The sequence below is a fragment of the Candidatus Methylomirabilota bacterium genome (assembly GCA_036005065.1).
GTDB lineage: Bacteria > Methylomirabilota > Methylomirabilia > Rokubacteriales > DASRDR01 > DASYQW01.
In genome coordinates this window covers 1-12,057 of record DASYQW010000072.1, presented here as the reverse complement: position 1 = coordinate 12,057, position 12,057 = coordinate 1, and the positions used below count along the sequence as shown (strand labels likewise).

The 12,057-nt window shown below is 72.0% G+C and carries 11 protein-coding genes; 4 read left to right on the top strand and 7 right to left on the bottom strand.

The features are described from left to right. The coding region (locus VGW35_05685; GenBank protein ID HEV8307140.1) for a hypothetical protein at window positions 1-198 on the bottom strand (198 nt) is incomplete at its 3' end. 208 nt (window positions 199-406) lie between these two features. Here VGW35_05685 and VGW35_05680 point away from each other — a divergent pair. Next, on the top strand, window positions 407-1,645 hold the full coding sequence (locus tag VGW35_05680) for an MFS transporter (GenBank protein ID HEV8307139.1): 1,239 nt from the start codon (window positions 407-409) through the stop codon (window positions 1,643-1,645). A gap of 96 nt (window positions 1,646-1,741) precedes the next feature. Here the strand turns inward: VGW35_05680 and VGW35_05675 are convergent, their stop codons facing one another. From VGW35_05675 to VGW35_05665, 3 genes are read right to left on the bottom strand one after another with little or no spacing between them, the layout of a single operon-like run. Further along, on the bottom strand, window positions 1,742-2,557 hold the full coding sequence (locus VGW35_05675) for a class I SAM-dependent methyltransferase (GenBank protein ID HEV8307138.1): 816 nt from the start codon (window positions 2,555-2,557) through the stop codon (window positions 1,742-1,744). 1 nt (window position 2,558) lies between these two features. After that, window positions 2,559-3,785, bottom strand: coding sequence for an MFS transporter (locus VGW35_05670; protein HEV8307137.1), 1,227 nt, complete (start codon window positions 3,783-3,785; stop codon window positions 2,559-2,561). After that, complete coding sequence (locus tag VGW35_05665; protein ID HEV8307136.1) at window positions 3,782-3,904, bottom strand: hypothetical protein; 123 nt, start codon at window positions 3,902-3,904, stop codon at window positions 3,782-3,784. Before VGW35_05665 ends, VGW35_05670 begins: the two co-directional genes overlap by 4 nt. Window positions 3,905-4,067: 163 nt before the next feature. Here VGW35_05665 and VGW35_05660 point away from each other — a divergent pair, with 163 nt between their 5' ends. Together VGW35_05660 and VGW35_05655 are read left to right on the top strand one after the other, a co-directional pair. Next, the gene (locus VGW35_05660) at window positions 4,068-4,196 is read left to right on the top strand and encodes a hypothetical protein (GenBank protein ID HEV8307135.1); all 129 of its coding nucleotides are present in this window, start codon (window positions 4,068-4,070) and stop codon (window positions 4,194-4,196) included. Between the two features lie 13 nt (window positions 4,197-4,209). Next, complete coding sequence (locus VGW35_05655; GenBank protein ID HEV8307134.1) at window positions 4,210-6,282, top strand: hypothetical protein; 2,073 nt, start codon at window positions 4,210-4,212, stop codon at window positions 6,280-6,282. Window positions 6,283-6,413: 131 nt separating this feature from the next. Here the strand turns inward: VGW35_05655 and VGW35_05650 are convergent, their stop codons facing one another. Continuing rightward, window positions 6,414-10,487, bottom strand: coding sequence for a sigma 54-interacting transcriptional regulator (locus tag VGW35_05650; protein HEV8307133.1), 4,074 nt, complete (start codon window positions 10,485-10,487; stop codon window positions 6,414-6,416). Between the two features lie 178 nt (window positions 10,488-10,665). Between VGW35_05650 and VGW35_05645 the strand changes: the two genes are divergently transcribed. Further along, window positions 10,666-10,938 carry a hypothetical protein gene (locus VGW35_05645; protein HEV8307132.1) on the top strand — a complete coding sequence of 91 codons (273 nt, stop codon included), beginning with the start codon at window positions 10,666-10,668 and terminating at the stop codon, window positions 10,936-10,938. A 208-nt stretch (window positions 10,939-11,146) separates the two neighbouring features. On the opposite strand, the gene VGW35_05640 is transcribed toward VGW35_05645, so the two are convergent. Both VGW35_05640 and VGW35_05635 read right to left on the bottom strand, forming a co-directional pair. After that, entirely contained in the window at window positions 11,147-11,653 is a 507-nt protein-coding gene (locus VGW35_05640; protein HEV8307131.1) for a hypothetical protein, read from the bottom strand. Between the two features lie 136 nt (window positions 11,654-11,789). Beyond that, window positions 11,790-12,057 (bottom strand): M20/M25/M40 family metallo-hydrolase (locus tag VGW35_05635; protein ID HEV8307130.1); only part of this gene is annotated, 268 nt, incomplete at its 5' end.

Here is a 12,057-nt window from a genome sequence, read left to right as displayed (position 1 = left end):
GAGCAGCCCGGCGGGGACCAGCATGGCGATGTAGCCGTAAAAGAAGACGGAGAAGAGGAAGCCCGCCTCGGCGTGCCTCAGCCCGAACTCGGCCATCACCGGTTGGAGAAGCGGCGAGAACGCCATCCGGATCATGTAGTTACCGATCCAGCCGAAGACGAGGAGGGCCCAGACGGTGTGGTAGTCCTGCCAGGGCATGCCGCGACCGAGTATCGGCCGCGTCCGGCAGGAGCGTCAAGCGCGGCGGCGGGCTCCGTTTCGGGTCTGGAATCCCCTTCTGAACGCGCCCAAAAGCGGCTAGACTCGTCGGACTGGTTCCGGACAGTCCGCCGCGCGCTGAGCCGGCGACAGCCGTCGGCCCCGCGCCGCGGTTGCCGGTCGGCTACCCCTCCCGTAGTATGCCGTCATGAGCACGCCGCGCGATCGCGACCTGGCGTTCGCTCCCGTCGTGGCCCCGGGGCCCGCCGTCGTGCCGGCGGTGCCGGCCGAGCGGGAGCGCCCGAAGGTGCGCCTCCTCGCGCTCCTTGCCCTCGGGCACCTGGTGATCGACGTCAATCAGGGCGCGCTCCCCGCGATCCTGCCCTATCTCCGCACCGCCCTCGAGCTCTCGTACACCGCCACCGGCACCATCGTCCTCATGGCCACCATCACGTCGTCGCTGATCCAGCCGCTCTTCGGGTACCTCGCCGACCAGACGGCGCGCCGCTGGCTCCTGCCGCTGTCGGTCGTCCTCGCCTCGCTGGGTATCGCGCTCACGGGCCTCGCCCCGTCCTACGCCGCGGTGCTGGGGCTGGTGGTGATCTCGGGCCTCGGCGTCGCCGCGTACCATCCCGAGGGCTTCCGCGCCGCCAGTCAGGTCGCGGGCGACCGCAAGGCCACCGGTCTCTCCATCTTCTCGACCGGCGGGAACATCGGCATCGCGGCCGGACCGCCGCTCATCACGGCGCTCGTCACCGGGGTCGGGCTGCGAGGAAGCCTGGGCCTGCTCGTTCCCGGCGTCCTGGTGGCGGGGCTGCTGATGACCGTGCTGCCCCGCCTGTCCGTCTCCATCTCCACGGCCTCGCGTGCCCACGAAACGGCGACCGCCAGGGGCCGCACGATGGTCGGAGGCATTCTGCTCCTCATCGGGGTCGTCACCGTACGCTCCTGGACCCAGCTCGGCTTCACGACCTTCATCCCGTTCTACTACCTGGACGTCCTCCGCGGTGACCCCCGCCTGGTGGGCACCCTGCTCGCCGTCTTCCTGGGCGCGGGTGCCGTCGGCACCCTCGTGGCGGGCCCGATCGCCGATCGCATCGGGGCGCGGAAGTACATCGTGATCATCTTCTTGCTGGCGGCGCCGCTGGCCGCCAGCGTCCTGCTCACCCGGGGCCTGCTCAGCGTGATCCTGCTCGGCGCGCTCGGCTTCGTCCTGATCTCGACGTTCACCGTGTCGGTGGTGCTCGCCCAGGCCTACCTGCCGCGGAACATCGGGATGGCCTCGGGGCTGATCGTCGGCCTCGCCATCGGCACCGGCGGGCTGGGCGTCGCGGTCCTGGGCTGGGTCGCCGACCACTGGGGCGTCGTCACCGCGCTCTGGGCGGCCGCCCTGATGCCCTTGCTGGGCTTCCTGGTCGCGCTGCGCCTCCCCGATCCCCCGAGCTAGTTTCTTCGGAGGGGGCCTCTGCGGCCCCCTCCGAGAGGTTGCGCGGGCAAAGCCCGCGCTCGGAGCGGGAGCCTCGCTCGCCCGTCCACGACGATTTCAGCGGGCGAGAGCCCGCTGGAGCGACCTCGGGCGTTCCGCGACGGCGACGGCGAGGTAGCCGTGGCGGTGGACGGCCGGCACGTGCCGGTAGAGCCAGGCGAACGGCCGGACCAGGAGACGGGTCAGGGCCACGGCTGGCGAGCCCCGGGTGTGGCACCAGAGGTCGAGCATGCGAAGCCACCCGGGGATGAAGAGAATGCCGGTCGTGGCCGTGACCCGGAGACCCGCGGCCTCGACCAGACCGCGGAGCTCGCCCGGGGTAAAGGATTTCTCCATCCCGTAGCCGTACCACCCGAACAGGTTGAGGACGTGGACCAGGAGCGGGCGGAGGAAGGGATCGCACTTGTTCGGCACGCCGACGATCGCCGTTCCCCCGGGCTTCAGCACGCGGCAGATCTCCCTCGTGGCGAGCGCGTACTCGGGGAAATGCTCGATCGTGCCCATCGAATAGACGAGGTCGACGGAGCGGTCTTTGAACGGGAGGTAGCGGACGTCCCCGACGGCGAAGCCCGGCACGGGCTTCCCCAGCACGCACCGCGCCTCCCGGACGATGTCGAAGGCGATGTCGACCCCCGTCGGTCGCGCGCCCTGCTCGGCCACCCAGCGGAGGATCTCCGTGTTCTTCGCCTCGTCCCACAGGTCGGTCTTCAGGGTCACGAGGTTGCGGAGCTCCGGGGCGTAGAGCTCGAAGAGTCGCCGTTCGCATTCCAGGTAATAGGCCGTGGACGCGGCGCCCTTGAGCGACGGGAACGAGGCGCCCACCTGGTCCCAGAAACTGGAGCGCTCGGCGGGTCCGGCGGGCGGCGTGGTCATCTCACGGTCGATCAGGCGGCAGACGAGCGCCGCGGGCGCGGTCCTCGGGTCCCGGCAGACCGAGCAAGGGGACGCAGGCCAGGCCGCCGGCGGCCAGCACGAGGTAGACGGCGGCCGGAGACGACGAGGCCAAGATCGAAGTCGCGACGACGGGCCCGACGAAGGAGGCGCCGATCCGCGCCGAGTTCACGATCCCGATGGCGTCGCCCCCGGCGTACTGCGCGATCCGGGCCACCACGAGCGGAAAGACGGGCGCGATGCACAGTACCTGAAGAAATCGCACCGCCGTGTAGGTCCAGACGGAGCCGAGCATCCCGAGGGCGGCCAGCAGGAGCGAGGATGCGGCCAGCAGGAGCGCGACCAGGCGCCGCTCCGAGGCGAGGCGCGCCACGCGCGGGGCGGCGAACCCGCCGAGCGCGGCGGCCGCGGACGACGCGAAGATCACCACCCCGCCCACCTCGACCATGTCGGAATCCACCACGCCGAGCCCCGGCAACACCTGCGGCAACACCGGGGCGAGAAAGAACAAATGGACCGACCCTGCCAGGACGATAGCGGCCGCGGTCACCACGTCCATCACCCGCAGCCGGCGCGGGTCCAACCGTGTCGGCTCCGGTCCGGCGGGCAGGCTCACCGCCCAGGCGACGAAGCCCGCGCAGCCGAGCAGCACGAGACCCCCGATCACGAAGGAGGCCCGAAAGCCGAAGCGGACGGCGGCCACCGCGCCGGCGAGCGGGCCGATCACGCCGCCGACCATCATCGCGGTCTGCACCAGCGCGACCTGCCGGCGGACCTCCGCCGGATCGCTGGCCCGCCCGGCCAGCATGAACGCGAACGTCGAGCTGGCTCCCATGACACCGAGGACGAGCCGGGCGACGAACAGCTCGAGCAGCGTCCGGGCGATCGCCAGGCCGAAGAAGCCGACGCCCTGGAGCGCCTCGACGAGGACGTAACAGATCTTCGGGTTGCCGCGCCCGGCGAGTCGCCCCCACAACGGGTTGGTCAGCACGCTGACCAGCGAGGTGATCCCGACGATCCAGCCCGTCCAGCGGAGCGTCGCCGCCTCGTCCACCGTGCTGATGGCCTGGATGTAAAACGGCAGGCTGACGAAGACGAACGACCAGGCGAAGCTGCCGAAGAACATGGCGAACGAGATCACCCCGCCGCTGCCCTGCAGCCGCGCCAGGACGGCGGGCCGCGTACTCGGCGCGTCGGGATCGTCGCTCAACGGCGCTCCAGGCCCTGGCGATCGAGGAACCGCAGCTCCCCCGGGTCCACCCGGACGATTCCGCCGGCGGCCAAGGGGGAAATGTCCGCGATCTCCATGACTGCGGCACGACCAGGCATGCGTTCCCGTCCGACGGGTGACCACGATAGTCCATCTGCCCGGGTTCGACAACCTGGTCTCGAGTCACCGGGCGATGGACGCCGCGGCCGGTGCTCCCGGCCGCGATGGTGGCGAACGCCGAGATGTTGACGCGCAACAGCTCTCCGAGTACAGTCCCGGCCAGTGGGAGGCGCTCGGCTTCGCTCGGCCGACGTCCTCGCCGCCGTCGTCACGCTCGTCGCGCTCGGGGTGGTCGCCACCCGGGGAATGCGGGTTCTGGAGGGGCGACTGGCCCGCTGGCGGGACGGGTAGAGTCGTCGGCCAGGTGGCGAGAGGGCGCCGGCACCGGCTGGCCCTGGTGACCTGGGGTCTCGCGCTCGCCTGCCTGCTCGAGGGTCCGCGACTCGACGCCCTGCGGGCCGAGCACGTGACCTACGCGCGTCACGTCGAGGATTTCGACGCGGGTCGCCCCCGCGCGCCCGGAGACCTCGTGAGCGTGGAGGGATTCGTGGCGTGCACGTACGGCTGGTGCCTCCGGCCGGGCGCGTCCGGAAGGCTCACGCTCGCCTACCCGCGACCTGGCCACACTCAGGTCGTCGCGCGGTTGTGGTTCTACGCGCCCCCGCCCGTGACCAGCCGGCTCGCGGTCTCCACCGACGAGGGTCGCACCTGGCGGGAGGCGTTCCGTAACCGGCATCTGAACAACGAGGTCGTCGACCTGAGCCCGCTGCTCGTCGGCGCCGCGGGCCCCCGCCTCTGGCTGGCTTTCGAGGGCCAGAACCCGACCGCCCGGGAGGCGCTGGTGCTCGATCGCCTCGACCTCGTGACCAGCGACAGCCCCCCGCCCGCCCGCCTCCCGAATCTCCCGCTCGCCGGCCGCGTGCTGCTCGCCCCGGTGGCGATCTTCGTCGGCGCGCGAGACTGGCTGGGGAGGCGCCGGGCCATGATCCTCGCCGGGCTGCTGCCCGCGCTGATGGTCGCGGCGGCGATTGCCTTCCCGGCCCTCCGGGCGCTGGCCGGGCCGGGGGCCTGGCTCCTCCTGATCGGATCGGCGGTCGCGGCGACGGCGCGCTGGGCCCGCACCGGGCTGCGCGGTGGACGCGGCCGAGCCGCGGTCGCGACGACGGCGGCCGCCTGCGCGATCTCCGGGGCGGTCTCGCTCCGCTGGGCGGAGTTCCTCACCACCTACCGCTTCCCGCTCGAGGCGGACGCCGCGACGTACCTCGACTACATGCAGCGCTTCACCTGGGGCTCCCCGGATCACGGACTCTACTCGGCCGGCTTCGGCCCCTGGGAACCTCTCTTCGTCGCCCTCGGAAACGGATTCTTCCGGCTGACCGGCGCCTCCCACCTGGCCCTCCGCCTGCTGACGATAGGCCTGGCGATCCTCGGTGTCTGCCTCACCTATCTGGCTGGCCGTCGATTCTTCCGCTCCAGGCTCATCGGGGCCCTGGCCGCGGGATTCCTGGCCGGCAGCCCCTACCTCGTGTTCGACGCCGCCCGAGGATACCGGACGCCGCTCGAGCTGTGTCTCTTCCTGGGTGTGGCGCTGGCATGCTGGACGGCTCGGCCCGGGATGTCGTGGGTCCGGACCCTGCTCGCCGGCGGACTGGCGGCCGGACTCTGCCTGACCCGGCTCCCCTACCTGCCCGCCGCCCTCGTCGTGATCATCGCCGGCGTCTGGAAAGGCGCCGGCTCGGCCCGGCGCGCCCTGCCGGGGGCCGCGGTGGCGATCGGTCTGGTGGCGGTTCTCGTGGTCCCACTGCTCGTCGCCGGCCAGGCGAAGCACGGACACTACTTCTACGGCGCGCTGGGCCGGGGGGCGCTCACGTGGTTGGTCCTGGAGGGGGAGCAGCTCGGGGCCACCGGCGACGACACGCGGCTGGTATGGCGGTCCATGAGCGTCAGCGAGGTGCTGCACGGCCTGGACCGGGTGATGCGCACGGCCGGGGGTTGGCCCCGGACCCTGGCCCGCGGGTGCGCGCTGGCCCTCCGGGACGTCGCGGTCCTCGGCGCGCAGCGCGCCTACTGGTTCGCGCTACTCGCCCTGGGGCTGCTCCTCGCCAGCCCGTACCGGTTCGTGCTCGCCGCCGCCTTGCTGAGCATCGCCCACGTCGCCCCCTTCTATGCGATCGGGGCCCAGACCATCCCGGACGCCGTCGCCTTTCCCGCCGACCCGGGCATCTACCACAGCTTCTATGGTGGCGACCTCTTCGCCTACGGGGTCATCAGCCGCTACCGGCACCTGGCGCAGGGAGCGCCCTTCGCCGCGCTCGCCGCGGCCTGGCTGACCGTGACCGCTGCCACCGGGGTGGGGCGGCTCCTGTGGCACAGGACTCCCTGGCGGTGGAAGCCCGTCGGCGCGGTGCGCCCCCGGGAAGCTCCGCGCCCTCTTTGAGGGGAGTGTGTCGGAGTAACCAGTCGCCGACCATCGAGCGCGTGGTGCATCGAGGAGAGCTCCGAGCGGCGGCTTTGGCGCCGCCACGATGGGGGGCCTCGGGGGGGTCTTCCGAGACCCCCCGAAAGAACCTAGCCGAGTGCCAGGCCGAGCTCGCGGGCCAGCGCGGCGGTCCGCGCTTCGTACTGAGGGACGTCGAGGGCGCGGAACCCCACGGCGGCCTCCGCGAGGTGGCGGGCGGCGCCCGCGCGATCGCCGCGGGCGTGGACGACGATCGCCAGCTCCAGCGCCGTGCGCGCCTCCTCGTGCCGGGCCTGGATGGCGGCGAACGTCCGGAGGGCCTCGTCGAGGTGGCGCTCGGCACTCGGGAGATCGCCGGTCGCCCCGGCGATCCGCCCCAGGGCCCGCTGGGCCATGCCCACGCCGTAGCGGAACCCGGCGGCGCTGCTCACCGCCAGCCCCTCGCTCGCGCAGTCGCGCGCCGGGTCCAGCCGGCCGTCGAGGAGGTAGGCCTCGCCCAGGACCGTCGTGAACCAGCCGAGCATCGGGCGATGCCGGAACACGCGCCACTGCTGGATCGACCGCTCGAGGAGCTCGATCGCCTCGTGCGCCTGTCCCTTGCCCAGATAGGCGTAGCCGAGGAAGCTCATGGCGTCCGCCGTGTTGACGGGATCCGGCGAGCTCGCCAGGCTCCGGCGGCACGCCTCGATCCCGGCGTCCCACTCGCCCTTCGCCGCGTGGATCCAGCCCGTCGTCCAGGCGGCGTACGCCTGGAGCCGGGGATCGCCGATGGCTTCGCCTACCGCGCGCGCCCGGGCGGCGGCGTCGAGCGCGGCCGCGAACTCGCCCAGGAAGCTGTGGTTGAACGCGACGCCCCAGTGGGCCGCGCCGAGCCACCACGGCTCCCCTGTGCCTTCCAGGATCGCGACGGCGCGCCGGCCGTCCTCGACTCCCTGACGGAACCGCCCCGACCAGAACCCGCCGCGGGCCAGCACGTAGTAGGCCTTGCCCACCGTGGCCTGATCTCCACCGCGCGTCGCCTCCGCGATGGCCCGCGCCGCGTGCTCGGCCGCCTGCTCGTGATCGCCGAGGTGGCTCTCGGTATAGCCGAGCCAGAAGTAGTACGGGCCGGCCAGCCTCGGCTCCCCGAGCCGCTCGAGGGGCTCCCGTTGCCGCTCGAGCAGCGCGAGCGCCTCCGGGAACCGCCCGAGGAAGTAGAGCGAGTGGGCCTCGCGCAGCCGGAGGTCGAGCAGGACCCGGTCCTGCTCCGCGGGCGGGATCCGCTCGACGTGCTTCACGGCCTCCTCGAGCAGCTTGACCGCCTCCGCATGCGCATACGTCCGGGCCGCGCGCTCGGCCGACCGGGTCAGATAGCCGATCGCCTTCCCGGCCTCCGGTGTCCGCGCGTAGTGATGGGCGAGCCGGTCGTAGGCCTCCTCCAGCCGGTCCGCGTAGAAGGCTTCCAGGGCCTGACCGGCCGCCGCGTGGAGCGTCTGCCGGCGGGCCGGCGGAACACTCTGATAGGCCACGTCCTGGGTCAGCGTGTGCTTGAAGACGTAGGCCGGCTCCTCGGCAGTCGTCTGCTCGAAGAGGAATTCCAGCCGCTTCAGCTCCACGAGATGCGGGTCGAGTCCGCCGGGCCCCGGCCAGATGGCCCCGAGTAGCCGGAGCGAGAACTCGCGGCCGAGGACGGAGGCGGTCTGGAGGACTCGCTTGGGCTCGTCCGGCAGCCGGTCGATCCGGGCCATCAGCACTTCCTGGATCGTGTCCGGCACGCGCGGCGCCCGGATGTCGTCGCCGTGCTCCATCAGGGAGAGGGCCAGCTCCTCGAGGAAGAACGGGTTGCCCTCGGCCTTGGCCAGGATGATCTCGGCCACCGACTCCGGGAGCCTGGAGGTCTGGAGGAAGGAGCGCACGACGCTCAGGCTGTCGGCAGGGGCCAGCGGCTGGAGGGCCACCTGGGTGGCGTACGACTTCTCGATCCAGGATGGCCGGTAACCCGGACGGTAGGTCAGGAGCACGAGGATCGGCGCGCCGGCCAGGCTCTCCACGAGCGAGGCGAGGTATTCCTCGGACGTCCGATCGATCCAGTGGAGGTTCTCCAGGGCGAGGATGAGCGGCCGCTGCCGGCTGCCTTTCAGCGCCATCTGGCGCAGCGTCTCGAAAGTCCGCCCCTTGACGGCCTCGGGGCTCAAGGTGACCAGGCGCGCGGTCCCCTCCTTCACGCCGAGGAGCTGAAGCAGGTACGGTGCCCCCTCGTCAGCGTCCATCGAGACGGCCCGGAGTCCACCGCGAACCTTCTCGGCGATCGCCTCCGGGGTGTCGATGTCTCCGATGCCACAGCTGTTCCGCAGGAGGTCGAGCAGCGGCAGGTAGGGGATCGCGCTGCCGTAGGCCAGGCAGTGGCCTTCGAGATACGTCACCGGTCGCCCCGCGATGCTCTCGCGGAACTCGAAGAGGAGCCGCGTCTTGCCGATGCCGGCCTCCCCGGCGATACCGACCACCTGGCCGTGTCCCAGCACGGCCGAGGCCAGGCGCCCGTGCAGCAATTCCAGCTCGTGGCGGCGACCCACGAACGTGGCCATCCGCCGCGTGAGACCAGGGGCCGGCCGGTCGCGCCGGATCACGCGGTACGCCGCGCTGGCGGCCGCGGTCTGCCGCGGGAGAGGCTCGAGGTCGAAGCGGCGCTCCAGGAGCTGGACGGCCGCCTCGGTCGCGACGATCATCCCCGGCTCGGCCCGTTCGATCAGCTCGGCGAGTGCCGTGGCGGCCCGGCTTCGGGCCTCCCGATCGATCGCCGCCACGCCGCCGAGGGACTCGATGCGAAAGTGCCCGGCGTGGAGCCCGATCTTGAGCGCCACGTCCTGGCCGTCCGGGCGAATGGCGCGCTCGGCAGCCTTCTGCATGGCCAGCGCGGCATGCGCGGCCCGCAGGGGCGCGTCCTCCAGCGGGTCGGCCCCGAAGGCGGCTTCCAGGCCGAGCGCTCCGATGTCCTCGAGGCGGCCGCCGAAGGTCTGCACCTTCTCCACCAGCGTCTCGAGCAGACGCGCGACGTCCGCCGGACCGCTCCCCGAGGGCAGGACGAGCGCGGCCCGCAAGAGGGTCACCGGGCGGCCTCCCCCGGTGAGCCCGGGCCCCGCCGGAACCGGCTCGGGGAGCAGAGGCGCCGGAGCGGCCGGCGCCACCGGCTCCTCGGCGGGCGGCGGTCCGAGCCGGTACTTCTCCATCCGGTAGCGCAGCGTGTTGCGCGACATCCCGAGGCGGGCCGCCGCATGGGACACGTTCCAGTTCGTCCCCCGCAGCGCGGCCAGCAGGTGCTCGCGCAGGGGCTCGGATCGCAGGGTCTCGCCCCGTGGCGGCTCGGCCCGCTGGGATGACGCCGCGTCGGGCAACGCGAGCATCTTCGGCGTCACCGTGAACGCGTCCGAGAGGAGCGCCACCCGCTCCATGACGTTGGCGAGCTCGCGGATGTTGCCCGACCACGGGTACGCGAGGAGGGCCGCGCGGGCGGCCGGCGACAAGGTCTTCGGCGGGAGCCCGTAATCGGCGCAGGCGGCGGCCAGGAAATGCTCGGCCAGCCGGAGGATGTCCGACCCACGCTCCCTGAGCGGCGGCAGGGTCAGCGTCACCACGGCCAGACGGTGGTAGAGGTCTTCCCGAAACCGCCGCCCCTGCGTCCCCCCCGGCAGCGGCTCGCTCGTCGCCGCCACCACCCACACGTCCACCCCCTCACTCCGCGTGCTCCCCAGCCGCCGCACCGCCCGCTCTTCGATCACCTTCAACAGCTTCGCCTGCAGCGCCTCCGGTAACAGCCCCACCTCGTCCAGAAAAATCGTCCCCCCGTGCGCCGCCTGAAACAGCCCCGCCTTCGCCTGCCGCGCGTCCGTGAACGCCCCCCGCTCGAACCCGAACATCTCCGCCTCGAGCAGCGTCTCCGGAATCGCCGCGCAGTTGACGTCCACGAACGGGCCCCCCGCCCGCGGGCCCCCCCCGTGGAGTATCCGCGCCACCAGCCCCTTCCCCGTCCCCGTCTCGCCCTGGATCAGCACCGGCGGTAGCCGCCGCGCCTCTCCCTGCCGCGCCAGCAGCCGCCCCACCTGCTCCCGCACGGCCACCACGCCCGGGCTGTCTCCGATCAGGTCCGCCACGCCGTCGCGCATGTCCACGTAGAGGTATCGTACTTCGGCCGGCGGGAGACTGCTCAAGTTTCCACCACCACCACCACCGTGACGAATCGAGTACCTGGAAGACGCTAACCCACTGATTTTTCGCGCACCGATCATGGCATTGCCGTTGCCTTACACAGAGCCGGAGCTCGGGTGATGCGGAGCAGCGGGCAGGAGGGCACCATGAAGTCGCGTTGGCAGGTTTGAGGAGAGCACCATGGCAGTCGGCGAGATCAGGCACGACATGCTGATTCGGTCCCGGCAGGACGTGGACCGCGCGATCGTGGATCTCTGGCGAGGCGGCGTCCGGGTCCAGGGGCACATCGGCCAGCTGCTCGGCCTGGACCAGCGTGCAGTCAGCCGCCGCATCGCGCGGATGGTGCGCACTGGAACGTGGCCCTTCCGCGAGCGGCCGGTCCGCGGCCGGACTCGGACTCCGGTCGCTTCCGGCTTCGTGGTCATCCCCATCCGGCAGCGCGAGGCCAGCTGAGTCGAATCCGGAGGGAGGCTGCGCCCCCTCCGTGGTGCATCGAGGAGGACTCCGACCGGCGGCTTCGCCGGCGCCCGGGCAGTCCTCCGGGCTCCCGGTGACGATCAGGGTCTTCTCGAGACGAGGTGGGGAGTGGGCCAGGAGGGGGCCGTCGAGGCCCCCTCCCATTCGTCTGGACGGCGCGCGGGCGCGCCGTCGGCCGGAGCGCCTACTGCGAAGCCTGCGTCGGGCCCACCACGACGAACATGCTGGCCTGGTTGTCCCAGGCGACGAGCTGCTGCCAATCCGCGCTGAAGATCCCGACCTTGACCGTGTATTTGCCTGGGGCGAAGTTGGCCGGCACGCGCCACTTCCACGCGTAGCGCTTGGTCTGACCCGGGACGAAGTTCTGGTCGCTGTAAATCTGCTGGGCCAGCTTCTGATTGTTCCCGTCCAGGATCTCGACGTCGACGCGCTGGCTCTGCGCCGCCTGGCTCGGGGTGACGATCGCCACGATCGTGACCTCGCCCCCCGGCTTGACGTGATGCGGCCTCGTCTCGGCGTCCAGCCGGTAGGCGCCACTCTGCATCGGCGGCGTTTGCGGCAGGTCGTAGGGGCCCTTTTGCGCGGGGGTCTGGCTCTGTGCCCACGACGGCGCCACGCTGAGCAGGGCGATCAGGAGCGCCGTCAGGAGCGTGAGCCGACTCTGTATCGACCGAGTCGCCGTACGTCCCATCGTTGTGACCTCCTCGTCTGGGCCGGAGTACTGACCCTACCGTGTTCGACGGTGAGGGTGGGGGTGTTCATCACCCCGAGTGTAAGCAAAGCCGACGCCAGACGGGCGTCCGACGGGCCGTGGGGGGCCGAGGGGGTCACCGGGCCGCCCGGCAAGCGGCGACCGCGCTCCGGACGTACACCCGGGCGGCCTGGACGAGATCCTCCATCCGGGCTCGCTCGTCCGGCAGCTGACGCCACTCGCACGGCCCATAGACCACGGCCGGAATGCCGACCCGGCTGATGTCGGCGGCGTCGGTGACGAAGGCGCCGGCCGGCAGGGCCGTCGTCAGCCGCGGCGGGGCCCCGAGCACGCGCTCGTGCGCCTCGCGCACGATGCGGACGATGGGGGAGGTTTCGCCGACC